We start from the raw sequence: 23,953 nt of genomic DNA on the forward strand, positions 1-23,953 counted from the left end.
TGGTAAGCGTGGCAGGGTGAGATTTTTCCACATGAAGGAGAATTTAAGTGAACTGGAGGATGCGGGTGATGAGGGATACCGGGATGGTGGAGAAGAAGGTTGGAGCGAGCGATTATCTGTCTTTAGCATTGTATGCGTTTGCAGGGTTTGGACTTGAAGTGGTATTGTTGATGGTATTGCCATCAGTAATCGGGGTAAAAGCTTCTGAATATACGCTGCTTCATCAATGTATCCACTGGGGAATTACCTGCTTGCTGTGGGGAAGTATGGCCCTATTCCTGATCAGGCTCTCCAAGCGCAAATATGATTTTGACATGATGAAGTTAAATGCGGAGCCAAAAGCCAGGGGATGGCTACTCGCGATTGTGGTTTCGGTGATCGCCATTGCAGCGACAACTATAGTATGGGAGGGCTTTAAGCCGGTTCAGGAGTACAAGGATGCGGTGAGATTCGTTTTTCAGAATGTTTATTACTTGTTTGAAGCTGCGATAATCCTGCTGACGATTGCGTTTGGTCAAAAGTTCGGTGAAACCCTCTTCAAAAGAGACGGTCTGCCCTATGGCGGGACGTTCCTCGCACTCACCTGGGGCCTGATCCATATTCTGCTTCAAGGCGGGGCGACAGGGATTTATGCGTTCTTTATGTCCATTTTATATGGAACGATATACATAATGTTGAGAAAGAATGTGCGGTATTCTTATGTGTTGATTGCGGTTGTGTTTATTTTGTGAGGCAGGATTGGGGAGGGGCTAGGGTGAATGAAATGAAGTATTCTATTTGGATTGAAGCTGAAGAATGGGTGGAAGGACAATGGAACATAGATGGCGATAACACGGATGCCATAGTAACGTTTGAAGATGGTTCCAGGTGGGTGGCTTCATTTTTTACATACAGGAACATACAGACGCTGGCTGACAAGAATAAACAGACGGGTGAGTGCTTGCACGGCAAGTATTTGTGGGGAAGTGACATGGTGCTTGTGGATGAGTGCAGCCGTAAGCGGATTGAAGAGGTGGTTTCACATTTAATAATGAGTGGTGAGTTTGAAGTGGTGTTTAGCAGGTGTGAAGAGGAGCATATTGATCTGGCTTAATAGTTGGGAGGAACTCAGATGGCATCAGAGCATTCCCAGTTCTGCTTCGCCGACTGTATGGGGATTCAATTAAAAGCTGAAGTAGAGAGACAGTTAATTAAGGATTTGAAGTGGTATGGACTCATCCAGGATGATTATAGATTTGATTGGTCTGATTGTTGTATAGAAGGACATCGAACCAAGTATTTAGATGGTGAAGTAGAAAACTTCTCAAACATCATGGTTTTTAATGCTAATCAAGAATTAGTTGCTGATGGGTGGATGGAGTTTATACATGAAGATGGTTTATTTATTGTTTACTGGGATTTCCTTAGCGGGTATCTGGAGGGGCAGGAAAAAGTGTTAAAAAAAGATTTCGGATTACCAATGCATATTTATAATCAACTGCCTGATTCTATCAAATTGAAATATAACAATGAGCTGATGTTATGATGTTTGAGTTTCGAAGAAAGGATCATGAAGTTAATGTCTGAAATGCACAATGATTTGATTGTGGTATCGGAGGAAAAGCGCCCAACATTTGAGATTAAGTATGAGGTGTTTGAAGATCAGATAGAGGAACTGAGAACGGTGGATACAGCGACATTTGATAAAGAGTGGCACCAGATCTATGGGGCATTTACTCTGGTTATAGGCGGTCATGAGTTCATCTCTTATCCTACTTCCAATATGCCTTTAACCGTTAAGCACACTTTTTCTGAACTCATTCTGACTCATTTGGATCTGCTTGTCGATGGCTGCAACTCCTTAAATTCGCATAAATACTTAGCCTTGAAGTATGTTGAAAATAGCTGCACATGGTTAGAAATACAAGTTGATGATGAGGTTCTAATCTTAAGTGAGTTAAATCATGAAATCCCCTATAGATATTTAATTCAAACGGATAAGTTCCTATTGATAGATGCACCATACGGGTCATTCTCAAATATTAGAGTACACAAAAGTGAATTTATAAATGAGATAAGAACTAAAATTATTGAATTTATTAAGGAGATTCAAGCGATAAACAGTGAACTATTGAAATCTGTTTATTTTTCTAAGTTGCTGGGGTTTTGTGACAATCAGAATAAAGGAGATACAACATGCTGCCATCACTAACGTTTCTGAAACATCAATTAGAGGGAATTCTGCGTAATAAATTTGCACAGGGGCACCAGACCTCCGGTTTTTTGGCCAGGTTGGAACAGCTTCCGGCAAGCTACGATGCTTATTTAGAATTCGCTCATAGCTTGGCTGATCTTCCAATTCGGGACAATTGGCCTTACTATGAACCGGACGATTTGCAGGAGATATGGCGGGAATGCGATCCGGACAGACCTCTTGGGCAGATCGGAGTCTTGAATCTGAAGGACAGCGCCAAGCGTGTAGAGGCAGGCTTCCTCGCTTCAGTCTGTGGTTCAATGCTGGGCAAGCCGATTGAGGTCAATCCCACCTTGTCGGAATTACGTCAAGCATTAACCTCTGTAGGCGAATGGCCGCTGAATGATTATATTTCTGAAAAAGCTCTCCATGCGTTGGATCGTCGTCATTGGTCCTGGTTCGAGACGACGCGGGGGCGTATTCGCTATGTGGCACCTGACGATGATATCAACTACACCTTAATGGGAATGATGGCGTTGGAGCAATTCGGCAAGGGTTTTACGAAAAGGAATTTAAGAGACCTATGGATAAATCATCTTCCGATCAGTACAACATGGGGGCCGGAGAGGGCCATTCTGGTTCGGTCGGGGATTAGCTATTTGGAGCATGACCGGGAATTATTCAATCATTCTGAATTTGAGGCCTGGCCCGACTTCCTGGTGCAAGATACAGAATTATGCGGGGCGGCGATTCGTGCAGATGCTTACGGCTATGCCTGTCCCGGTCAACCTGCGCTTGCGGCCGAGCTGGCTTGGCGTGATGCCAGTTTTACACATCGGCGGACAGGAATTTATGCCACGATGTTCATTGCAGCCGCGATTGCTGCTGCACATGTGCTGCGCGATCCGCTTGAAATAATAAGTACTGCACAGCAATTCGTCCCTAGAAGGAGCCGATTCTATGAGATTACTGCGGATTGTCTCCAGATCGTAGCGAATGCAGATAACTGGCTGGAGGCTTATCAGGGGATTCATCAGAAGTATGCGAATTATTCCCACTGTCAGGTGTATCAGGAAATTGGCACCTTGATAAATACATTTCGATTTGCTGACAATGTCGGAGACGGAATATGCAAGCAGGTCATGCAAGGCAACGATACCGACAGCTTCGGAGCAACAGCAGGCTCGCTGCTCGGGGTGTATTTTGGGCAGGATAGCTTGGATGCGAGATGGCTTGAGCCTTTCCAGGACCGGATTCATACGGGCTTATCTAATTTTCATGAGCAACAACTCTCCCGCTTGGCTGAGCGCATAGGGCGTTTGCCAGAGCTATTGCACACAGGTAAGCATCGAATTCAACCTAGCGAGCTGTATGTGAATGAGAATTTGGGGATTTGAGTTTTTGGAGGATAGGGGAGTGGGAATGCAGGAAGTACTTAAGGATGTTATCAAGGAGACCATTGCTCCCTTGTTTAAAGGAGAAGGATTTATGAGGCGGGGCAATAACTTTGCCCGTATTACTCCTAACTTCTCTGTGACAGCGAACATTCAGGCATCCAAGTGGAACACACAAGATGAGGTTGAATTCTGTTTCAATACTGGAATCAATATGGAGGAATTATTTGGAACAGTTTATCTATACCCAAAACCATCTTTTCCAACAGTCGTGAGTTCAGTTCTACAAATACGTGGTAACGAGCTAACGAAAAACGATAATTGGTACAAGTTGACCCCTGATTCGAACGTTGAGGAACTTAAACTAAGAATAACAATTGACATTGCAAAGTATATGTTCCCTTACCTGCGGCAGTTTCAAGAGATTAAAGATGCCATTCGGATAATGGAGCTAAGGGAGAAAGCTGGAATATACGAGAACCCGCATCACTTAACAGCTCTTTATTGCTTAACAGGTGATATGGAACAAGCACAGGCACGTATGACCAGAGTGTATAATGAATTGCAACTGGAGTCACAAAAAGAATTCTCCGCAGGATTGGCTTTGCGGTTAGGGTTGGAAGTGTAAGACTGTGTTGATATGAACAATGTTAATCGCGTAATTTATATTCTCGCCATGCGTTTTCATAATCTTGGCTTTTTATGAAGTAACGTTCTTCGAAGACATTGCTTTTGTAGATTTTAAGGCCAAGTTGAATTCCGTCTTCCTCATCAGTTACGTTTCCCGTATCAACTAGTGTGGTCTCATCCATACTGTCATAAGTAGTGGTGTAGTAGTATTTGTTTCCATCAATTGTGAGCCAAGTGACGGGATCGCTATTGGACATATTATTGTTGCTTGTAACCTTGTCATTTGAGCATCTTAATAAAAGAAAGAAAACAGATATAATAAACAGAAGTTTCTTCATTTCATTAAGTCCTCCGGAGTTTTTCGTAAGCGCTATAAACTTAGTTTATGGCGCTTACGAAAATTAGTTTAACTTTTGGGATAAGGTTTCTTTTGGTTTGTTCGGTTAAGTAAATAGTCAGTACTCGTCATATGAAAGTCTGCCAGCTTGATGAGAATAGCAGTGGGGATATCAACATCACCGCGTTCATAATTACTATAAATTCGCTGGCTGCATTGCAAATACTCCGCCATTTGAGTTTGCGTCAAATCCTTATCTTCGCGTAAATCCCGGATACGTTGATACACATTTGAACACCTCCAACGCAAGTATATCTTAGCGAATTATTCGCTAGTTTGGACTTTTGAAACATCTTATAAACAAAACATGACAATAGAGTAAAAAATATACCACTGACAAATAGATTTATGCTATCCTTCATGAGAAGGAATACCCAATTATATAGGGAGGAGAGTATCTGGAAATTAGTGATACATTTGGCTTGAAAGCAGCTCATCTTGTTTCCCCGAATAGAAAAAGTGAAGTGATAAGAAGTACTTTGAAGGGACGATTATTTATGAGGAAAGTAATAGGATTGCTTATTTTTTGCATGATATTTATTAGTTTTTCAGAGATGGGAATTTCAGAAGCCAGCCCAAAATTAAAATATTTAACCAAGGAACAGAGTACCGTACCTCCAGTAACGCTTTATGATAGTTCTGGAGAGAAGACAAACACATCGTTGAATTTTCTGACCAACGGTACATATGAATGGAAATGGACGATTCGCAGTGCACACCAATTTAGCTTTGATAAATTTTCGGACAATATGGTTTATTATAAGGACTTTAATGACATTTATACAGCAGTTGATGGAGAGGGAAAGAGAAACTGGATGTTTTTTGACGAACGGGCAAATATATCTCGCACTGCGAAGGGGACGCTTATTTCTACATTTTATGATCAAACAAGCACCCTTCAGATTATAGATGAAGAACCAAGAACTATTACTCAGCATGGATATATAAAAATATACAATTCAGATGAAACAGTTCGGGCAATTCTAAACTTTGTAAAACCTAATAGTCCTTTCTCAGAAATTTATTGGTTGGATAATAATGAGAATATAATTGTATTGGAACAAACGGGAATAGTTTCTTACAATAAAACTGGACAGAAAAATTGGACCTATGGAATAGATATTTTGGTTTCGGAGGATCGTCTTTTTGGCACCACAACAAATGTAAACGATATTTATTTTGCTGATTTAAACGGGTATCTCATTGTTGAAATAGGCAATAAGAAGATTATATTGGATGATCAAGGCAAACCGGTTAATAGCGAGAAAATAGCGGGGAATTTACAAAGCTCATTCACAAATAATGATGATACCAATCAATGGAAAGGTGGCTCTTATGAAGCTGGTGAAGGTGCAATTCTCATCGCAAAAAATTTATCGGGAAAAATAAAATGGAGCTATAAATTGAGGAAATATGGACCACCTGAAAATATTGTTGCGAATTCTAAAGGACATGTGTTTTTTTCGGATGTTAACGGTAATATTTATGGATTAGATGAGATGGGAAATGAGATGTTCTGTTTATTACGTAATAATTCAGGGCTGACCCTCACTGAATTACTTGTGGACAATGAGGGCGATTTAATCGGAATCACAGATAATATAGGTATTTTTAAAATAGGTTTGCGGAAAGCTTCAATGCGTATTAATGGAGAGTTATTCAAGCTCACTAACCCGCCTATTGTGAAAAGTGGAGTTGTATTGGTACCCTATCGCAATGTACTTGAAAGATTGGGGTTCAAAGTAGTAGAGAACCAGAAAACACTCGAAATCACCGGGAAAATGGAAAGTAAGGAAATTCGGTTTAAGCTAGGAGATACCACTGTATATCTTAATGGTAAACAACGGAGACCTGCTGTTGGTGCTGAGAGTCACAATGGAACCACTTATATCCCACTTCAACTCGTTGCTGAAGTATCAGGGTTGGAAATAGAATGGGACCCAAGTATAAAAGAAGCGCGATTAGGCACAGCAGCTAGTCTTGCACAAAACGCAGTTGAACGATTCTTGCTTCAAGTTGAACAGGGGGATGAGATAAAGATAAAGAATTCCTTAGTTACAAGTAATAATTTGAATTTGAAAGTTGCAAAACTTCTTGGAACTCATCACAGTTTCAAACAAATATATGATCTAAAGTCAATCTCTGTTAAAGCCGTTAGTAAAGATGAAATGATTGTGGAAACTGTACAACGAAATCAACAATATTTGCAAGAGAATCAAGCCATACTTGATAAAGTAATGACAAATCATTTTACAATTAATCGGATGAAAGACGGTCAATGGAAGATCAGTGACTTCGATTTATAGGTTTATGTCGATGTAGTCCGAAACCCTAATGGCCAAGAATTTCCGGATCATTAATAAATACTTCTCGTTGTTTGTAGTCTTTTTTATATCCTGAGCCCTCCCCCACCAAATTGGGTAAACTAACCCTATACGTACTTTACCCAAATCATCCGAAATGAGGGGACGCCTGGTGACGACTCATAATACACCCAATAGATTAGCGAACGAAAAATCGCCCTACCTGCTCCAACACGCCCACAACCCCGTGGATTGGTATCCATGGGGAGAGGAGGCGTTTGCCAAGGCGCAGGCGGAGAACAAGCCGATCTTCTTATCTGTCGGCTATTCGACCTGTCATTGGTGCCACGTAATGGAGCGAGAATCCTTCGAAGATACCGAAGTCGCGGAGCTCCTCAACAATCACTACGTAGCGATCAAAGTCGACCGAGAGGAGCGGCCGGATATTGATGCGCTGTATATGTCGGTGTGTCAGGCGCTGACGGGGAGCGGGGGATGGCCGTTGACGGTGCTGCTGACGCCGGAGAAGAAGCCGTTCTATGCGGGGACGTATTTCCCGAAGCGTCAGATGTTTGGGCGGATCGGGCTGATGGATGTGCTGGAGCAGATTCATACGAAGTGGGAGCAGGACGGCGAGGCGCTGGATAAGCTGGGCGATGATCTGCTGGCTGAGCTGCATACGCTGGACCGCAAGAATGCGTACAACCCGGAAGCCGCAGGCGGGATTCCTGGTGCAGAACTGCTGCATGAAGCGTATGAGCTGTACCGGCGGCAGTTCGATGAGGAGTACGGCGGGTTCGGCAATGCGCCGAAGTTCCCTTCGCCGCATAATTTGTCCTTCCTGCTGGCGTACAGCCAGCTGCATGATCAGCCGGAAGCGCTGCGGATGGTCGAGCATACGCTGGAGTCAATGTACCGGGGCGGCATGTACGACCATGTAGGCTACGGCTTCTCGCGGTATTCCACGGACCGGGAGTGGCTGGTACCGCATTTTGAGAAAATGCTCTACGATAACGCTCTCCTCGCGAATGTCTATCTGGAAGCCTTCCAGCTTACGGGGAAGCCGCTGTATGCGGAGATTGCCGAGCAGATCTTCACGTATGTGCTGCGCGATATGACTTCACCGGAAGGCGCTTTCTACTCTGCGGAGGATGCCGATTCCGAAGGGGTGGAAGGCAAGTTCTATGTCTTCTCCCGTGAGGAGATTGAGGAAGCGCTTGGGCTGGAGGATATGCATTCCTACTGCAATGTGTACGGGATTACCCCGGAGGGCAACTTCGAAGGGGAAAATATTCCGAATCTCCTTCACGGTCTGCCGGAAGAGATTGCGGAGCGTATGGGCATGAATCCGCTTGGTCTGCGGACCCGGATGGAGGAATGGCGTACGAAGCTGTTCGAGTACCGGGAGCAGCGCATTCATCCGCTTAAGGATGACAAGGTGCTGACCTCGTGGAACGGACTGATGATTGCTGCGCTAGCCCTGGGGGCCAAAGCCCTCCAGAAGCCGGAATATGCCAAGGCCGCCGAACGTGCAGCGGACTTCATCTGGGACAAGCTGCGGCGTGAGGATGAGCGGCTACTGGCCCGTTACCGTGACGGGGAGTCGGCGATTCCCGCATATGTGGATGATTATGCATTCCTGATCTGGGGTCTCAGCGAATTATATGAAGCTACAGGTCAAGCGCTCTATCTGGAGCGGGCGCTGACGCTTAAGGATGGGATACTGGAGCTGTTCCTAGATACCGAAGGAGGCGGGTTCTTCTTCACCGGGCATGACGGGGAGAAGCTGCCGGTCCGCTCGAAGGAATTGTATGACGGGGCGATTCCGTCCGGGAATTCGGTGGCGGCGAAGCTTTTGTGGAAGCTGTCGGTTATTACCCAGGATATGGAGTTAAAAGAGATTGCGGAGCGCACCGCTGCGGTGCTTGCTTCCGCTGCTTCGGAGTATCCGCCGGGGTATGCGATGTATTTGCAGGCCCATCTGGGGATGGTCTCTGGCGGCAGAGAATGGGTCCTCTCCGGCAAAAAAGAAGATCCCGCGCTGCACGCCATGCTCGCTCAGGTCCAGCAGACTTACCTGCCGGATGCGGCGCTCATCCTGAACTGGGAAGGGGACGGCGGAGAGATGCTCCGCCTGCTGCCGCATCTGGCTGATAAACCGGCCATCCGGGGCGAAGCGACCGCTTATGTCTGCCGTAACTTCGCCTGCCGGGCCCCGCTTACGAATAAGGAAGCGGTCCGGGAGCTGCTGGCTTCCGGCAGCCGTGAGGAGTAGTTCATATACGAAGAGCAGCCCGGAGTCCGGGCTGCTCTTTGCCATACCTTATTGGACGAAGGGCGCATAGGAAGAATCCGCAGGTATCGCCTGAGCGGCTCTAACCATGTATTCACGCATGTCTGAGAGGACCCGTTTGCCCGGCCAATGGTCCGGCAGCAGCTCATCCGGGAGATAGGGGTCAGCCATGAACAATCCGCTTAACTCCTCTCCCATTTGCAAATATAGCAGGAAGAGCTGTAACGGCTGCCCCGCCTGAAGGGTATCCGCCAATCGCGGAGCGAATTCTTCCTTCAGCCAGACTGATTTCTTCTGGTATAAGGCTTCAATGTCGTCCAGCTGCCAGATGGCCCGCGCTTTGAGCGGTGTAATGGTACCTTCCTGAAATTGGCCTTGGAGGATCGACACCTTGCCTTCCAGCTCCAGCTTCTGGATCTGGGATGCGACTTCGTCCTGATAGTTCCATGGTGAGATGTACACACTGTTATATAAAAGCCCATAACCCAGCTGCCCGAGTGCTGTGCGGAACAGATCGCGCTTCTTGCGTTCGGATTCGGGAACCTCCAGCATCACCACATCCCAGGTATGATCCCACTGCTCCTGATAACGGGCAGGCTTGCTGTTAATCGCCTTAATGTAGGCGAGGCCCTCGGCAGTGACGTTATACCAGGAGCGTGCCGGGGAAGCGATATAGCCCTCTTTTTTCAAGCGGGATAGGGCATTGCGGATATAGGTGGAGGTGTACCCCCTTTGCTCATAGATCTCGACAAACTGCTGGGCGCCCATCTGCTTCACCTTAGATAACAGAAACAGCATTGTTTTCTCAACGGACAGCAACTTCTTCACACCTCTCTTGACAGCTGGCAGGAATAGATATATCATAAAAAACAACGAACGTAATAATTTATGTTATATTCGTCAATCGCACTGCTGGATTTGGATTTAGAGCAACTTGCTGTCATTGTATCGTAAACCTTGGGTTTTTGCACGATGCATTGCTTAGTACCTATTGAAATTAATCAAGAAGAGGAGAGGATATCTATGAAAATTACCTACCACGGCCATTCCTGTGTTCAAATTGAGGTGAACGGCAAATCGCTGATCATCGACCCATTCATTAGTGGTAACTCTGCGGCGGTGACGAAGGTAGAGGAGATTAAGACAGATGCTGTTCTACTGACTCATGCCCATATGGATCATATGCTGGATGCTGCGCCGATTGCCAAGAGCAATAACGCGCCGATTGTAGCCATCGTGGAGCTGGCCGGTTACCTTGAATCCACAGGGGCACAGACGATTGGGATGAATATCGGGGGGACGGTGGACCTGGGCTTTGCCAAGGCGACGATGATTCATGCATTCCACACCTCAAGCATTACACTAGAAGACGGACAGAGTATCTATGGCGGCACACCGGCGGGCTTTATTATTGAGGCGGACGGACACACGGTACTGCATGCAGGGGATACAGGGCTGTTCGGTGACTTGAAAATGTTCGGTGAGCTGTATGACATCGATCTCGCGATTCTGCCGATTGGCGGACATTTCACCATGGGGCCGGAGCATGCGCTTATTGCGGCGAAGTGGCTGGGTGCAAGACAGGTGCTTCCGGTTCACTATAATACCTTCCCGCCGATCAAGCAGGATGCCGGGGCCTTCGTTCAGGCGCTGGAGGAGGCGGGGATCAGAGGCTCGGCACTTGCATATGGTGAGACGCTGGAGCTGTAGAGCTTCTCATTCGCACACGCACCTACGCCTGCGAATCAACACAGGACTGCCCCATGAAGCTATTTCTTCTCGGGCAGTCCTGTTCTGGCTGGGCGGAAAATCTATCCCGCGAACCCCGCCAGCTCCCGGTTGAACCGGTCCCGCTCGTCATAGAATAATCCGTGGCCGCTGTTCTCAAAGGGAATAAGGACCGAATGTTTAATCCCTTGATGCTGCGCCTCGGCCAGCGGGAAGAAGCAGACCTGATCATGAACCCCGTGCAGAATCAGCGTAGGCACCTGGATCTGGGGGAGATCATCGAACAACTCTTCGGCCAGCCAGGCGTTGGAGACTGCGATAGTGGACCAGCTTGCCGCCTCCAGTCCCAAGAGGAAGAACCAGTCCGAGAACGGCTGTGATACCGGCTGATAGAAGAAAATATCACCGAAATCCTTCAGCATCTTGGGCCGGTCTGCATAGGTGGACTGGATAATCTGCTCTATAGCTTCTCTGGTCGTGCCATAAGGGAAGCCCGGCCGCTGAATCAGACTGGGGGCTGCCGAAGCGAACAGGGCCAGCTTGGAGACACCATATCCCTTGTGCCGGGCCATATACCGGATCGCTACAGCTCCGCCAGTAGAGTGCCCGCCGAGTGTAATATTGTGCAGTCCCAAGGCGCCGATCACACAGCGGATATCATCTGCGAGACGGTTGTAGTCGTAACCGCCAAGCGGTTTGTCAGACCGGCCGAAGCCTCTCATATCCATTCCAATGCAGCGGTAGCCCATGGGCACTAGCTGATTGTACTGGTATTCGAACATCTGGTGATTTGCTGGCCAGCCATGAATGAAGAGTATCGTTTTGGTGGCAAGCGGGTTAAGATCATTCACATACACCTTCACATTCGGCTCTACTCTAATCCAATGTTCCATTTCGCATCCCTCAATTCTCTGTTATTGATTTGTATAGTTGAAATATGTTATTCATTGGAATAGGGAAGATGCCTAGAATATGGTCTGAGGGATTCGGAGCAGCCTAATGAGCAGCAGATCGTTCCTTGGAGAGGGGAATTATAACTATGAATAATGTTCTGAGCGATATCCGCTGGCAAGAGCAGGGTGAAGATAGTGGAGGACTGCTGGCAAGGCTGGAAGAGGCGGCCGTAACCCCGATGAAGGGGGGACTGGAAGCGGAGGTGTGCGGCATTACACTGCCGGAAATGAAGCTTGTGCTGAAAATATGGAACCGCGAGTCCCGGCCGGATGTCTCTATTCAGTATCAGGTGCTGGAGCAGATGCTCCGGCAGGGCTGCGCAGTCTCACGGCCGTATGCCTGGGGGCTAGATGCTGAGGGTCATCAGGTGCTGTTAACCAGCTTCGATGGTATACCAGTCAAGAAGGTAAATGCCGCCAGCCTTACAGCCATAGCCGCTAATCTGCTTGATGTACATAAGCTGGAGATCGATTCATCCAGTGGCTTGAAGGTACCGCGTTATGATTTCGCAGATTACTTCTTCCCTGCCTGGGCGGAGCAGCCGGAGATCCGAACGCTGGCGCTGGAGCTGGCGGAGCGGGCAGAGCTTACCGCACACCAGCTGATTCATGGTGATTATCATCTGGGCAATATTCTGGAGGCTGCGGGGGCATTTACCATTATCGATTGGACGAATGTTCAGCTTGGCGATCCAAGGTATGATATAGCGTGGTCTATACTGCTCTTCCGGGTATACGCCGGGGAGCGGTTCGCTGGCGTATACCGGTCGGCCTTTATCGACCAAAGCAGCTACAGCCCGGCTGAGCTGGAGCGATTCGAGGCACTGGCTGCCCTGCGCTGGCTTCAGCTGCACCGGACAACGGGTGTCCCGGTTCAGCGGAACACGCTGAAGGTAATCCGGACGCTAATGCGTGAGAACCGGTACGTGCCGGATAGTCTGACTGAATCCTTGTAGCGGGATACCCCGCTTGGATGGTACCAGTTCTAACAAGCTCACCGTTCTCCGGCCGACTAGTGCAAGCAGAAACGGCTACGCCATCCTCATAAGGACGGCGTAGCCGTTTGTGCCTGCATGATAAGCAAGGTTGTGGGGGAATTGTGCTTCCATAGAATGCGAAGCATGTCAGTTGTTAAGCTGCTTAATTCTTACGCTCCGGGTTCTGCGGCTTCACGCGGGCGGGCCGGGTGACCCAGTTGCTGCGGTTCATCGGCTTGACGGTATCAATCCGCTCGTTAATTACCTCGGCGCTGTGGTCCTCTGACGCAGCGGTCTCGGCAACACCCTCGGATTCTGCGGCAGCCGGTGCTTTCTTGGACAGGCCGGCGCCATTATGCTTGCCCCGGTTCCATACTCGGTTCTTGCTCATCTTAATACACTCCATTTCTGTAACCATATGCTTCAACCATAACATAAGTAGGACTAAGCACAAAAGTCCGATTTTGACAAGTTATAAATTGTACTATTGATCTCCGGAAAGGGTAACTATAATGGTATAGAATTGAAAGGAGAGCATTCTGATGCCCATCAAGATAATTACGGACAGCGGTTCGGATCTACCCCCTGAATACACGAAGCAGTATGACATCTCCATTGTTCATTTGCCGGTTCATTTCGGCCATGAGCTGATGCCGGATGATATGAATGCGAAGGATTTCTATGACAAAATGCATGAATCGAAGGAGTTGCCGACGACTGCAAGCCCGAGTCCGCAGACCTTCCTGGACAGCTTCAAGCAAGTGGAAGCAGGCACTGACATTCTGGTCATCTGCATGTCCTCTAATATTAGCAGTACTTATCAGACCGCAATGATTGCTAAGGAGATGTACGAGGAAGAAGGACATCCGAATGCGATTGAAATTATAGATTCCAAGCTGTTCTCCGGCGGCTTGACCCTGATTGTCGCCATGGCGGCCAAATGGTCACTCACCGCAGCAAGTCTGGCTGAACTGAAGGACAGAGTGCTGAAGAAGGTCGAAGAGACAACGGCGTACTTCACGCTGGACACCCTGGAGAATGTGATCAAGGGCGGACGGCTGAGCCGGATCTCCGGCGCGGTGGCTTCCGTGCTGAACATTAAGCTGCTGCTGAAGATCAGTGACGAGGGAATCGTTGAAGTCGTCGAGAAGACGCGCGGACTACCGAAGGCGCTGACCCATCTGCTGGCCAAGCTGGACCAGAAGCAGCATGATTATGAGCAGGCGGTAATCGCGATTGTGCATAGCAATTGTGAGACACTGGCGCTGGAGATTAAGCGGCGTATTCTGGAGAAGCATCCCTTCAAGGAGGTTCTGCTGTCCACGATGGGACCTGTAATGGGAACCTATGCCGGCCAGGGCGGGATTGGCGTGGCTTTTTAAAAATATAAACGCACAGCACTTGTAGAAAAGTGAAAATTAAGCCGTATACCGGACTTTCCGGTGTACGGCTGTTTGGTCTGTGTATGCGGATCGAATGAACGGCGGGGAGCAGGCTAGGCACACCGGACTGGGCAGGTGCATAGTATGAAGCAAATCCAATTACACGGAGGTCATACACCTATGTCGACAACTTCTTCCGGCACGCAGACGCCGGTGATCTATCAGGCAGACCCGGCGGTGGTCCAGCATCTGAACGGGGTCCGCGATTCCCTTCACCAGTCCTGTAAGCCGTATCTGAATCACCAAGTGCAGGTGCAGACCCTTGACGGTCAGATGCATGAGGGTACGCTTGCCGGTATGGACAGTAAGAATATGTACCTGGTTGTAACCATAGCCACAGATATGGGCCGCGGATATTACAATCCTTATTACAAGCCCTATCCAGGTCCGGGATATCCGGGCCCGGGCTACCCATATCCCGGTACGGTGAACAGCAATGTAATTATGCCGCTGGTCTTGTTCGAACTGCTGACAATTTCCTTGCTCTAAGCAAGGCTTATAGCCCCAGGATGTGAACAGACCGGATCAGCCTATCGCTGGTCCGGTTTTTTGCTGCGCACTGGTATTAACCGGGCAGTCTGCAAATTGCACACGTGAAAATAATCATGGAACCGCATTCATGAAAGCGCTATAATTTAGTAGAGTCTATCAAATCAAAGGGGAAACACAATGAGCAAAGGAAGAATGTTCTACGGCATCTTTATACCTATATTAATTCTTGGCGTGGGACTGGTGGTCGGCTTCGGAAGCTATATCTACATCAGTACCATCGATTCAGTGGTCGAGCGGTTCTCCAGCAGCAAGCAGAGCTATATCGAGCAGATCAAGAACAATCTGGAGCATAAAATCCAAACGATAGAATACGCGTTCAACACCTATAGCACCACCAGCTCTTTTCAGGAGGTCGTGACCCATCCGATTACCGTGCAAGACTTCATCGCCTACCGGAATGTGAATTCGCAGCTGAATTATATCGCCTCCATGGCGGCTGAAGGAACGGAATATTCGCTGATCAGTCTGGTGCAGAACTGGCAGATCCTGAATGAGAAGCTCAGCAATCTCACTGCCGGGGAGGTCCAGCAGCTCCGGGAGCAGTATATTGAGAATCAGGAGCAGAGCCTCTTCTGGATGAAGACGGACAAAGGCATCCGGTTCGTGAATACACTGCCGGTGTTCTCCAGTAAGAAACAGGCGATTGCCTTATCCGACATTTCATTACATACCCTGAATGCCACGATAAACAGCGGGGAAGACGCAGCCGTCTACATTTTGAACAAGCATGGTGAACTGATGTATGAATCTGATCCCGGCAATGGGCTGTTAGCCCCGGAGCAGTTCGGCCAGCTTGCCGGGACGATCAATTCCATGGAGGACAAAGGGACGGTACAGCAGAAGTTCTCCGGCCGTGACAGTCTGAAGCTAATCTATGCCAAGTCCTCGTACAATAACTGGATCTATCTGACCGTGCTGGATCAGGCGGAGATTACCCGCTCCCTGGAGATGACCAAGTTCGGGATCTCCGCGATGGGGCTGCTGTTGATTCTCCTGATCTGGGTGGTGGCTTATATGATCTCCCAATATTTCACCAAGCCGATTGAGCAGCTTAAGCGCAGCCTGCCCGTTATTCCGCAGGTGAACTCCAGGAATGAGCTGGAATATATCCGGCATTCGATTGATACGATTATCTCGGAGAAGGCTTCGCTTGAGAGTCTGATCGAATCGGAAATGCCCCGGCTGGAGACGCAGCTGATCCTTAATCTGTTCCGCAGCCGCGTCTCGGCCGAGGAGCTGGAGCAGAGTCTGCTCCGGTTCGGGTATAACCTGTCAGAGAAGCACCGTTATGCGGCGATGCTGATTCAGCTGGACAGTCTGGGCGGCCGGGAGGCCTCGGACAAGGATGTCCTGCTGCTGGCCGTCAATAAGATGGTGGAGGAACTTATCCCGGCACAGCAGCGGTTACAGCCTATTATACTGAACGATGATACCCAGGCTACGATCCTGACCTTCGCCGGGTACAGCGATGCCGGGATGAATAAGGAAGTGACGGATTATGCGGCAGCTCTGCTGAAGGCGGTACGCGATTATCTGAAGGTGTCGATCAGCATCGGCATCAGCAACTTTTACAGCAATCTGTTAGAGAGTAAGGAAGCCGGGGAGATGAGCAAGCAGGCATTGCATCAGCGGCTGAATCTGGGTAAGGAATCAATTATCTTCTATGAGGATATATCCATGGTCGTCTCCGGTCCGGTGTCGCTGCATTATCCGGCAGAGCTGGAGACGCAATTGTTCAATGCCATCCGGCTGGGGGACAAGGAGCAGGTTACGGCTGCGCTCTATCCGTTCCTGGCGGAGCTGATGGGCAAGAACAAGAGCACCCTGAAATTCGAGGTCATGCTGGTGCGGCTCGTGAATAATCTGATCCAGCTGGAGCAGCATCTGGGGGTTAGCGTCCTGTTGACCCAGGATAACAATAAGCTGTATCACCGCCTGCTGGACATCCGCAATCCCGAAGAGATGGAGCGGATGCTGGTGCAGGAGGTTATTTACCCCATGATGTACAGCATGAAGGACAAGACCAGCAAGCAGTTCCGCTGTCTCTCGGATAAGATCACCGACATTGTGCACGCGGAGTATGACCGTGAGCTTACGCTGGAGGGGATCGGCGAGCGGCTTCATTACAATCCGAATTATCTAAGCAGCATCTTCAAAAAAGAGTACGGCACCGCCTTCAGCGAATACCTCATGAACTACCGCCTGGAGATGGCCAAACGGTGGCTGACGGAGACGGATATGACGATCAAAGAGATTGCCGAACGGCTGCAGTATCATAATCCGCAGAATTTCATCCGCTCCTTCCGCAAGAAGGAGCAGGTTACGCCTGGCGCTTACCGGAAGCTGAAGCAGGGGGAGCAGCAGATATTTTAGCAGGAATAGGGGCTTGGTTCAGGAGAGAGCCTGGATCAGGGGTTCATGCAGAAACGGTACCGTCCTTGCTTCAAGGCGGTACCGTTTCTGCATATGTTCTTTGGATTCGGAAGGAAGAAGAACGGCGGGCCGTCAGCCCTTGACTGCTCCGAGCAGGGCGCCCTTGGTGAAGTGCTTCTGTACAAAAGGATAAGCGGCCAGCATCGGCACGGTGGCGATGACAATGACCGCCATTTTGATCGTCTGGGCCGGCGGCACAATATCGACCGAGGTTCCCTCGGCCTGCATCCCGCTGGACACAATAACGATCTGGCGCAGCAGCACCTGGATCGGCCATTTTGCCGAATCATTCATATAGAGGATCGCGTTCATGTACGTATTCCAGTAAGCAACCGCATAGAACAGGGAGATGGTGGCGATGGAAGGCAGGGCCAGCGGCAGCATGATCCGCATGAAGATTCCGAAGTCATTGCTCCCGTCGATCTTGGCGGACTCCTCCAGACTGTCAGGCAGCGCCTGGAAGAAGTTGCGCATGATAATCATGTTGAAGGCATTGACGGCAACCGGGAAGATCAGGGACCCGTACGAGTTGATCAGGCCGACACTTTTGACGACCAGGAAGGTAGGGATCATTCCGCCGCTGAACAGCATGGAGAAGACGACGATGAAGTTAATGGTATTGCGGGCTGGCAGGTATCGCCTGGACAAGCCGTAGGCCATCAGCGCGGTAAGCAGCATACTGACTACGGTTCCAGCAACGGTGACACCTACGGATACCCCGAGTCCCCGGAAGATGGTAGGCGTTGAGAGAATGTAGCGGTACGCATCCAGGGAGAAGGTAGTAGGGAATAAGATGAACCGCTTGGCCATGACCTCCTGGGTAGTCGCGAAGGAGCTGGCAATGATATTAACGAAGGGCAATAAGCAGACAAGCGCAATCAGAACGAGTATGGCTGTATTAACGAAGGTGAAGATCCTTCCGCCGACCGATTCTTTTCTACGTGAGCTAGGGTTCATTCTGTGATCCTCCTCGGTTTTCAGTACCTCTTCACTGTAACAAGGAGCAGAAATTACGTATATAATCCGGGCATGAGGTGTTCGCAGGCCAGCCCTGTCCAGCCCGTCTCCGCAGAATAATCATTAGCCTAGGCAGGTAATCCTGAGAGGAGATCTGATGGGCATTAACCCCGCAGCCACGCGGGTTCTGTAAACGCTATCACATAATGATTATATACGTAATGTAAGAAATTTCTTACGCTGAGACCGTAACAGGAACGAGCAAAGGAGGCTGACATGTGAAAGCAACAAGCATCACCGCAACACCAAATCTGACTATCGAAAAGGGGAAAGGCGCACGCGCTCTTACGGCTCTGAACAAATACAAGCTGCTGTATCTGATGATCCTGCCCGGGCTGCTGTATTTCATCATCTTCAAATATCTGCCCATGGGCGGGCTGATCATTGCATTCCAGAATTATCAGCCGTTCCAGGGGATTACCGGGAGTGAGTGGGTCGGCCTGAAGCATTTCATCCGATTATTTACGGAGCCTACGTTCATGCAGCTGCTGCGTAACACCCTGATTCTGTTTGCCATGAACATTGTGATCTTCTTCCCGCTGCCGATTATTGTAGCCTTGATGCTGAACGAGCTGAAGGGACGCTATCTCAAGAACTGGATTCAGACGATTATCTACATCCCGCACTTCATGTCCTGGGTCATTATTGTCTCTATTACGTATGTGTTCCTGACGGTGGATGGCGGGGTCATCAATGAGCTGATCGCCAGTCTCGGCGGCAACAAAATCAGCTTCCTCACCTCTTCGGAGTGGCTGCGGACGATCTATATCCTGCAGATTATCTGGAAGGAGCTGGGGTGGTCGACCATTATCTATCTGGCAGCTATTACTGTAGTGGACCCGCAGCTCTATGAAGCCTCAGAGATGGACGGGGCAAGCCGTCTGCGCAAGACCTGGCATGTTACACTGCCGGCGATCCGTCCCGTGATTATTACCCTGCTGATTCTCAAAATCGGCAGCACGCTGGATCTCGGCTTCGAACATATGTATCTGCTGCTGAATTCGCTGAACCGCAGTGTCGCCGAGATTTTCGATACCTATATCTATACGGCGGGCCTCAAGAACGGGCAATTAAGCTTCAGCACCACGATAGGCATGTTCAAGGGCGTTGTCGGGTTAATTCTCGTGATGCTCTCCAATAAGCTGGCCAAGAAGATGGGCGAAGACGGCGTGTATTAAGGCTAAGACTAACTATTTCATCTACCAAAGGAGAAGTGTTATGAACAAAAGATGGGTCACGCTAATTGCAATCGCTACAATGGCTACCTCTATGCTCTCGGCTTGCGGCGGAGACAAGGAAGAGAAGGAGACTGCCGCTGCAGAGGATCTGAATTCGACACTTGAATTAACATGGCTGAATATTCTGCACACCGCTTCGCCGCCGACCGATACGATCAAATCCCTGCTTGAGGAATATACCAACAGCAAAATCACCTTCAACTGGGTGCCCGATGCTTCCAAGGAAGAGCGGATCACTACGGCGCTGGCCTCCGGGGAGCTTGCAGACATTGTTACCCTGACCATGATGACTAATTCATCGGTTAGAAGCTCACTGAAATCAGGGCTGTTCTGGGATGTGGGCCCTTATCTCTCAGAGTTCAGTAATCTGGCGAAGATTGCTCCTGAGCTGAAGGAAGCGGCTTCGATTGAAGGCGTCCTGTACGGTGTTCCCTTCCAGAAGAATCTGGCGCGTTCCGGTCTGATCTTCCGCAAGGACTGGCTGGATAAGCTGGGTCTGCCGGTTCCGAAGACGCTGGATGAGGTGTATGAAGTGGCCAGAGCCTTCACAGAGGATGACCCGGACGGCAACGGTGTGAAGGACACGACAGGCTTTGGAGACAGATCGGAGCTGAAATACAGCAGCTTCAAAACGCTAAGCTCCTATTTTGGCACGCCCAATGGCTGGAAGGTGGACGATAGCGGCAAGTTCATCCCTGAATTCGATACAACGGAATATATGGACACGATGAATTTCTCCAAAAAGCTCTATGAGAACGGATACCTGGCGCAGGATTTCGCAGTTACAGCCAAAACGGACCAGCAGCAGCAATTCGCGCAGGGGAAGACCGGGATCTATACCGGGATGGTGGACATCTCCAGTCTGAGAACACTGGCGCAGGATCTGCAGCCGGGCATGGAGCTGGTGCCGGTGAACAAGATCTCGAATGGGGATGGACAGTATCATATCTGGTCTGAGGGCAGCGGGATCGGCGGATTGATGGCTTTTCCAAAATCAGAGGTGAAGACCGAAGCAGAGCTTAAGCGGCTGTTGAAGTTCGTCAATGACCTGATCGATGAGAAGGCGTTCATGCTGATGACGGGTGGAATCGAAGGGACCCACTATGAATATGATGAGAACGGCGCGTTCAAGATTCTGAACACCGAGTTGTGGCAGGCGGATGTGCAGCCTTTCTCCTCCAGCAGACCTAGTGAGATTGCCTATACGCTTAAGGATGCGAACCCTGAGAAGCAGCTGGCCAATGAGCTGATCCGCGAGAATGATAAGTTCGCTGTGCTTGACCCCACCGTTCCGCTGGATTCGGCTACCAATAATGAGCAGGGAACGGAATTGCAAAAGATCATCACAGATGCTACCTTCAAATATATCATGGGCCAATCGGATGAGGCGGCCTTCAAGAAAGCCGTGCAGACCTGGAAGGATTCCGGCGGAACAAAGATCACCGAGGAATACGAAGCTGCATACAAACTGACACAGAAGTAAGCAAGCCTTAAGCGAAGGCTAGAGTCTGAGAGGGGATGGGAAAAGGGATGCTGGTGGGCAAGGAGGGCTTTTGCGATTACTCGACCATTCAGGAGGCAGTCGATGCCCTGGAAGGGCTGGACCCGGACACAGAGGCAACACTCTACATTATGCCTGGAGTGTACAAGGAGGAGGTGCGGGTCTACCGCTCCTGTCTCCGTATCATCGGCATCGGACAAGTGGAGATCACGATGAACCGCTATGCCCGGGAGCTGGATGAGCAGGGGGAAGAGATCGGGACCTTTGCCACTCCCACCCTGTTCCTGGGCGGCAGGAAGCTGGTGCTGGAGAATCTGACCGTCTCCAATACAGCGGGACAAGGCAGCGAGGTAGGGCAGGCTGTGGCGGTGTACGCCCATTGTGATGAGACGGTATTCCGAAATTGTACGTTCAAAGGCCATCAGGACACGCTGTTCACCGGTCCGCTGCCTCCAGCCCCCAGAGAGCGTCTGCTGTTCGGCGGCGTTCCGCTGCGGGAGCATCATGCGCAGTACCGCCAGTTGTACCAGCACTGTTACATTGAGGGAACGGTAGATTATATCTTTGGTGGAGCAACGGCCTACTTCGAGCATTGTACGCTGCACAGCCTGCGGAATAGCGGAGGCCATGCAGGCTATATCACGGCTGCCTCCACTCCTGAAGGGCAAGCCTTTGGTTATGTATTCAATCAATGTTATCTGAGTGCTGAGCCGGGAACAGCGCCGGTTTACCTGGGCCGTCCATGGCGGGAGCATGCCAAGACAGTCTTTATGGATTGCCGGATGGGCCAGCATATCCACCCCCAAGGCTGGGCTCATTGGGGCGAGCCTGGGGGTGAGCAGACGGTCAGGCATGCGGAGTACACTTCTGAAGGAACTGCGGCGATTCTGCGGCAGCAGCGTGCGCCTTGGGCTGAGCTGCACGGTAGCGGCAGTGCGCGGGTCAGCAGGGAGGATGTACTGGCCGGGTTCCTGACGTCAGGAGGAGAAGTTATACAGATTGAACTTGAAAACTTAAATTAAGGGAAAAGTGGCGGAGGGGAATTTTGGAACTGGAGGAGCGGAAGCGACCGCCTTTGTATGCGGATTTCAACCGTTAAAAATGGGATAAATCAAGAAATCTGCATACAACAGCGGCCGGAAGTCCAAAACTTCTCTGGAGTCACGGCTAATCCCAAAACATAAAAAGTCTTAGTACAATTGTTATATCTTGTGATTATCATGGATGGACAATAAAGGGATGACCCCGCTACCCGGGGCCATCCCTTTATTCGAATCAAGTCTTGCAACGCTTACGACTTCACAACCGCTGTAATCTCTTCGTCCAGCTCCAGCCGTACATCCTCACGATAAGCACGGATGCCGTATTCGCTGTGGACGTAGCGAAGAATGGACTCAATCATGTTGGACTCCACCAGATACTGGCTTCTTCCCTGTATCCAGACCTCTGCGGTGTAGCCGGTGTCCTCGTCCCAGCTGAGCTCGACTTGGACTTCCTCGACCCGTACGGCTTTGCGTTCCGCCATATGCAGGCAGATCGCGTTGATAATCTCGTCCATACTAAGAACGGTAACACCCATTAGTAGCGTCCGTCTCTTTCTTCCAGGCGGCGTCTTTCTTGTCTGCGCTTGAAGAAGTTCATAATCAGCATCACGACGAAGTAGATGGCCAGCATGTTAATCATGAATCCGATAATATTGCCCAAAGCGCCCATTCCGGCGAACATGCCGCCGAAGAGGAAGCCGGCGATTCCGCCGATCATCAGGCCTTTCATCAGTCCGCCGCCGCTGAAGAAGCCGCGGTTCGCGTTCGCTGCAGTTCCGTTGGTGTTGCTTTTGGTGCTATCGCTTTTTTTCACATTATCAGTGGTTGATTTCTTCGGGGTCGTCGTGAAGCCCCGGCTTCCTGATTTGAAGCCCCCGCCGCGGCGGGCATCTGCGAAGTCAGGAACAGTGACGGCGAAGAACAGTGTGAAGGCCATAACGATCATCATTACACGTTTCATTGGTTTCATTGAGTACAAGAACCTCCTAGAAGTATTGGTAACACCCAGTTTACCCGGCTGTTGCCCGGTAATACGCAGAGCGGAGGCTAAGGTTTCAATTTTTAATAAATAAGAATTTACACAAAAAAAGCGCGGGTCCGGGACCCGCGCAAACAGCAGTATCAGAGAGTTGCCTTAGTCCGCGTATCCGTCCGAGACAAGCTCAAGCGCTCCGGTAGCCGGATCGATGATCATGCCGTGAATAGGTACGTTTGGGGGGAGTAAGGGATGGCGCTTAATCAGCTCCACAGTCTGAATTACCCCTTCCTCTACGTTGTCAAACCCGCGCAGCCATTTGGTCAGCTTAATCCCCGAATTCTCCAAAGTACTGAGTACTTCCTCGGACACGCCGCGTTCCTTGATGGAGTTAATCATATGGTCAGCATTCAGGGAAGCCATGCCGCATTCATAATGGCCGACGACAATCACTTCGTCCGCGTCCAGTTCGTATAGCGCAACCATTACGCTGCGCATGACGCTCCCGAACGGCTGGGAGATGATGGCTCCGGCATTTTTGATGATTTTGACATCACCGTTCTTGAAATTCATTGCTTTGGGCAGAAGCTCAACAAGCCGTGTGTCCATACAGGTGATGATCAGCATTTTTTTATCCGGGAAGCGGCTGGTCAGATAGCTCTCATATGCTTTTTCCTCTACAAAATGCTTGTTGAACTCTAAAATGTCTGTAACCTGACTCATAAGCCATGTGCCTCCTTAAGATTAAACTGTAATCCATTGTACTGCGTCTTGCCGCGAACATAAAGGGCTTCCTGTAATCAAATATTGCAAAATTTAAGCAGAGTCTGTCTCCGCGCCTGTGAGCCGTTAACTACTTCAAATTTGAAGAGATACAGCCCGAATTTGATTATAACGATTATA

25 protein-coding genes are annotated in these 23,953 nt (G+C 49.5%); 16 read left to right on the forward strand and 9 right to left on the reverse strand.

Features of this window, described 5'->3' with window-relative positions; genetic code table 11:
• Positions 1-47 precede the first annotated feature (47 nt).
• From NSS64_RS09450 to NSS64_RS09475, 6 genes are read left to right on the forward strand one after another with little or no spacing between them, the layout of a single operon-like run.
• Positions 48-731 (forward strand): hypothetical protein, encoded by a 684-nt coding sequence (locus NSS64_RS09450; RefSeq protein WP_341139955.1) that lies wholly within the window; start codon positions 48-50, stop codon positions 729-731.
• A 32-nt stretch (positions 732-763) separates the two neighbouring features.
• The gene (locus tag NSS64_RS09455; RefSeq protein ID WP_341142790.1) at positions 764-1,093 is read left to right on the forward strand and encodes a hypothetical protein; all 330 of its coding nucleotides are present in this window, start codon (positions 764-766) and stop codon (positions 1,091-1,093) included.
• An 18-nt stretch (positions 1,094-1,111) separates the two neighbouring features.
• Positions 1,112-1,525, forward strand: coding sequence for a hypothetical protein (locus NSS64_RS09460; RefSeq protein ID WP_340940009.1), 414 nt, complete (start codon positions 1,112-1,114; stop codon positions 1,523-1,525).
• A gap of 33 nt (positions 1,526-1,558) precedes the next feature.
• The gene (locus NSS64_RS09465) at positions 1,559-2,191 is read left to right on the forward strand and encodes a hypothetical protein (protein ID WP_341139956.1); all 633 of its coding nucleotides are present in this window, start codon (positions 1,559-1,561) and stop codon (positions 2,189-2,191) included.
• Positions 2,176-3,570: an ADP-ribosylglycohydrolase family protein gene (locus NSS64_RS09470; protein WP_341139957.1), complete on the forward strand. Its 1,395-nt coding sequence runs from the start codon at positions 2,176-2,178 to the stop codon at positions 3,568-3,570. The genes NSS64_RS09465 and NSS64_RS09470 overlap by 16 nt, the downstream gene beginning before the upstream one ends.
• Before the next feature lie 25 nt (positions 3,571-3,595).
• On the forward strand, positions 3,596-4,195 hold the full coding sequence (locus NSS64_RS09475) for a DUF4304 domain-containing protein (RefSeq protein WP_341142791.1): 600 nt from the start codon (positions 3,596-3,598) through the stop codon (positions 4,193-4,195).
• A gap of 22 nt (positions 4,196-4,217) precedes the next feature.
• Here the strand turns inward: NSS64_RS09475 and NSS64_RS09480 are convergent, their stop codons facing one another.
• Positions 4,218-4,535, reverse strand: a complete 318-nt coding sequence (locus NSS64_RS09480; RefSeq protein WP_341139958.1) for a hypothetical protein — start codon at positions 4,533-4,535, stop codon at positions 4,218-4,220.
• Positions 4,536-4,603: 68 nt separating this feature from the next.
• Entirely contained in the window at positions 4,604-4,822 is a 219-nt protein-coding gene (locus tag NSS64_RS09485) for a helix-turn-helix domain-containing protein (RefSeq protein ID WP_076160374.1), read from the reverse strand.
• A 269-nt stretch (positions 4,823-5,091) separates the two neighbouring features.
• On the opposite strand from NSS64_RS09485, the gene NSS64_RS09490 reads away from it, so the two are divergent.
• Both NSS64_RS09490 and NSS64_RS09495 read left to right on the forward strand, forming a co-directional pair.
• On the forward strand, positions 5,092-6,900 hold the full coding sequence (locus NSS64_RS09490; protein ID WP_341139959.1) for a copper amine oxidase N-terminal domain-containing protein: 1,809 nt from the start codon (positions 5,092-5,094) through the stop codon (positions 6,898-6,900).
• Positions 6,901-7,069: 169 nt separating this feature from the next.
• Complete coding sequence (locus NSS64_RS09495) at positions 7,070-9,172, forward strand: thioredoxin domain-containing protein (RefSeq protein ID WP_341139960.1); 2,103 nt, start codon at positions 7,070-7,072, stop codon at positions 9,170-9,172.
• 48 nt (positions 9,173-9,220) lie between these two features.
• On the opposite strand, the gene NSS64_RS09500 is transcribed toward NSS64_RS09495, so the two are convergent.
• Positions 9,221-10,009 carry a PaaX family transcriptional regulator C-terminal domain-containing protein gene (locus tag NSS64_RS09500; protein WP_341139961.1) on the reverse strand — a complete coding sequence of 263 codons (789 nt, stop codon included), beginning with the start codon at positions 10,007-10,009 and terminating at the stop codon, positions 9,221-9,223.
• 204 nt (positions 10,010-10,213) lie between these two features.
• Between NSS64_RS09500 and NSS64_RS09505 the strand changes: the two genes are divergently transcribed.
• Complete coding sequence (locus NSS64_RS09505) at positions 10,214-10,900, forward strand: metal-dependent hydrolase (RefSeq protein WP_341139962.1); 687 nt, start codon at positions 10,214-10,216, stop codon at positions 10,898-10,900.
• 101 nt (positions 10,901-11,001) lie between these two features.
• Here the strand turns inward: NSS64_RS09505 and NSS64_RS09510 are convergent, their stop codons facing one another.
• Complete coding sequence (locus NSS64_RS09510) at positions 11,002-11,811, reverse strand: alpha/beta fold hydrolase (RefSeq protein ID WP_341139963.1); 810 nt, start codon at positions 11,809-11,811, stop codon at positions 11,002-11,004.
• Between the two features lie 146 nt (positions 11,812-11,957).
• On the opposite strand from NSS64_RS09510, the gene NSS64_RS09515 reads away from it, so the two are divergent.
• The gene (locus NSS64_RS09515) at positions 11,958-12,827 is read left to right on the forward strand and encodes a phosphotransferase family protein (RefSeq protein WP_341139964.1); all 870 of its coding nucleotides are present in this window, start codon (positions 11,958-11,960) and stop codon (positions 12,825-12,827) included.
• Between the two features lie 184 nt (positions 12,828-13,011).
• Here the strand turns inward: NSS64_RS09515 and NSS64_RS09520 are convergent, their stop codons facing one another.
• On the reverse strand, positions 13,012-13,239 hold the full coding sequence (locus NSS64_RS09520; protein WP_340940027.1) for a hypothetical protein: 228 nt from the start codon (positions 13,237-13,239) through the stop codon (positions 13,012-13,014).
• A 151-nt stretch (positions 13,240-13,390) separates the two neighbouring features.
• On the opposite strand from NSS64_RS09520, the gene NSS64_RS09525 reads away from it, so the two are divergent.
• The 3 genes from NSS64_RS09525 to NSS64_RS09535 all read left to right on the forward strand — a co-directional run bounded on the left by NSS64_RS09525 (position 13,391) and on the right by NSS64_RS09535 (position 17,215).
• Positions 13,391-14,230 (forward strand): DegV family protein, encoded by an 840-nt coding sequence (locus NSS64_RS09525; RefSeq protein ID WP_036733524.1) that lies wholly within the window; start codon positions 13,391-13,393, stop codon positions 14,228-14,230.
• 180 nt (positions 14,231-14,410) lie between these two features.
• The gene (locus NSS64_RS09530) at positions 14,411-14,779 is read left to right on the forward strand and encodes a hypothetical protein (protein ID WP_340753135.1); all 369 of its coding nucleotides are present in this window, start codon (positions 14,411-14,413) and stop codon (positions 14,777-14,779) included.
• Between the two features lie 180 nt (positions 14,780-14,959).
• Entirely contained in the window at positions 14,960-17,215 is a 2,256-nt protein-coding gene (locus tag NSS64_RS09535; RefSeq protein WP_341139965.1) for an AraC family transcriptional regulator, read from the forward strand.
• 132 nt (positions 17,216-17,347) lie between these two features.
• Here NSS64_RS09535 and NSS64_RS09540 read toward each other — a convergent pair whose 3' ends face one another.
• The gene (locus NSS64_RS09540; protein ID WP_340940032.1) at positions 17,348-18,232 is read right to left on the reverse strand and encodes a carbohydrate ABC transporter permease; all 885 of its coding nucleotides are present in this window, start codon (positions 18,230-18,232) and stop codon (positions 17,348-17,350) included.
• A gap of 380 nt (positions 18,233-18,612) precedes the next feature.
• On the opposite strand from NSS64_RS09540, the gene NSS64_RS09545 reads away from it, so the two are divergent.
• From NSS64_RS09545 to NSS64_RS09555, 3 genes are read left to right on the forward strand one after another with little or no spacing between them, the layout of a single operon-like run.
• The gene (locus tag NSS64_RS09545) at positions 18,613-19,470 is read left to right on the forward strand and encodes an ABC transporter permease (protein WP_445667835.1); all 858 of its coding nucleotides are present in this window, start codon (positions 18,613-18,615) and stop codon (positions 19,468-19,470) included.
• A 40-nt stretch (positions 19,471-19,510) separates the two neighbouring features.
• Positions 19,511-21,013 carry an extracellular solute-binding protein gene (locus NSS64_RS09550; RefSeq protein WP_341139967.1) on the forward strand — a complete coding sequence of 501 codons (1,503 nt, stop codon included), beginning with the start codon at positions 19,511-19,513 and terminating at the stop codon, positions 21,011-21,013.
• A gap of 47 nt (positions 21,014-21,060) precedes the next feature.
• Entirely contained in the window at positions 21,061-22,053 is a 993-nt protein-coding gene (locus NSS64_RS09555; protein ID WP_341139968.1) for a pectinesterase family protein, read from the forward strand.
• 269 nt (positions 22,054-22,322) lie between these two features.
• Here the strand turns inward: NSS64_RS09555 and NSS64_RS09560 are convergent, their stop codons facing one another.
• The 3 genes from NSS64_RS09560 to NSS64_RS09570 all read right to left on the reverse strand — a co-directional run bounded on the left by NSS64_RS09560 (position 22,323) and on the right by NSS64_RS09570 (position 23,773).
• Positions 22,323-22,610: a YxcD family protein gene (locus tag NSS64_RS09560; protein WP_341139969.1), complete on the reverse strand. Its 288-nt coding sequence runs from the start codon at positions 22,608-22,610 to the stop codon at positions 22,323-22,325.
• A complete protein-coding gene (locus tag NSS64_RS09565; RefSeq protein WP_340940038.1) occupies positions 22,610-23,044 on the reverse strand; it encodes a hypothetical protein in 435 nt (144 codons plus the stop codon). Before NSS64_RS09565 ends, NSS64_RS09560 begins: the two co-directional genes overlap by 1 nt.
• Before the next feature lie 165 nt (positions 23,045-23,209).
• Positions 23,210-23,773 carry a beta-class carbonic anhydrase gene (locus NSS64_RS09570; RefSeq protein WP_036733547.1) on the reverse strand — a complete coding sequence of 188 codons (564 nt, stop codon included), beginning with the start codon at positions 23,771-23,773 and terminating at the stop codon, positions 23,210-23,212.
• Positions 23,774-23,953: the final 180 nt, after the last annotated feature.

The organism is Paenibacillus sp. FSL H8-0122 (assembly GCF_038005345.1).
Lineage (GTDB): Bacteria > Bacillota > Bacilli > Paenibacillales > Paenibacillaceae > Paenibacillus_AQ.

Coding starts and splice junctions, on each gene's coding strand:
- NSS64_RS09455 (WP_341142790.1), top strand. CDS start 764: ATGAAGTATTCTATTTGGATTGAAGCTGAAGAATGGGTGGAAGGACAA.
- NSS64_RS09460 (WP_340940009.1), top strand. CDS start 1,112: ATGGCATCAGAGCATTCCCAGTTCTGCTTCGCCGACTGTATGGGGATT.
- NSS64_RS09465 (WP_341139956.1), top strand. CDS start 1,559: ATGTCTGAAATGCACAATGATTTGATTGTGGTATCGGAGGAAAAGCGC.
- NSS64_RS09470 (WP_341139957.1), top strand. CDS start 2,176: ATGCTGCCATCACTAACGTTTCTGAAACATCAATTAGAGGGAATTCTG.
- NSS64_RS09475 (WP_341142791.1), top strand. CDS start 3,596: ATGCAGGAAGTACTTAAGGATGTTATCAAGGAGACCATTGCTCCCTTG.
- NSS64_RS09480 (WP_341139958.1), bottom strand. CDS start 4,535: ATGAAGAAACTTCTGTTTATTATATCTGTTTTCTTTCTTTTATTAAGA.
- NSS64_RS09490 (WP_341139959.1), top strand. CDS start 5,092: ATGAGGAAAGTAATAGGATTGCTTATTTTTTGCATGATATTTATTAGT.
- NSS64_RS09505 (WP_341139962.1), top strand. CDS start 10,214: ATGAAAATTACCTACCACGGCCATTCCTGTGTTCAAATTGAGGTGAAC.
- NSS64_RS09510 (WP_341139963.1), bottom strand. CDS start 11,811: ATGGAACATTGGATTAGAGTAGAGCCGAATGTGAAGGTGTATGTGAAT.
- NSS64_RS09515 (WP_341139964.1), top strand. CDS start 11,958: ATGAATAATGTTCTGAGCGATATCCGCTGGCAAGAGCAGGGTGAAGAT.
- NSS64_RS09520 (WP_340940027.1), bottom strand. CDS start 13,239: ATGAGCAAGAACCGAGTATGGAACCGGGGCAAGCATAATGGCGCCGGC.
- NSS64_RS09525 (WP_036733524.1), top strand. CDS start 13,391: ATGCCCATCAAGATAATTACGGACAGCGGTTCGGATCTACCCCCTGAA.
- NSS64_RS09530 (WP_340753135.1), top strand. CDS start 14,411: ATGTCGACAACTTCTTCCGGCACGCAGACGCCGGTGATCTATCAGGCA.
- NSS64_RS09535 (WP_341139965.1), top strand. CDS start 14,960: ATGAGCAAAGGAAGAATGTTCTACGGCATCTTTATACCTATATTAATT.
- NSS64_RS09540 (WP_340940032.1), bottom strand. CDS start 18,232: ATGAACCCTAGCTCACGTAGAAAAGAATCGGTCGGCGGAAGGATCTTC.
- NSS64_RS09545 (WP_445667835.1), top strand. CDS start 18,613: ATGATCCTGCCCGGGCTGCTGTATTTCATCATCTTCAAATATCTGCCC.
- NSS64_RS09550 (WP_341139967.1), top strand. CDS start 19,511: ATGAACAAAAGATGGGTCACGCTAATTGCAATCGCTACAATGGCTACC.
- NSS64_RS09555 (WP_341139968.1), top strand. CDS start 21,061: ATGCTGGTGGGCAAGGAGGGCTTTTGCGATTACTCGACCATTCAGGAG.
- NSS64_RS09560 (WP_341139969.1), bottom strand. CDS start 22,610: ATGGGTGTTACCGTTCTTAGTATGGACGAGATTATCAACGCGATCTGC.
- NSS64_RS09565 (WP_340940038.1), bottom strand. CDS start 23,044: ATGAAACCAATGAAACGTGTAATGATGATCGTTATGGCCTTCACACTG.
- NSS64_RS09570 (WP_036733547.1), bottom strand. CDS start 23,773: ATGAGTCAGGTTACAGACATTTTAGAGTTCAACAAGCATTTTGTAGAG.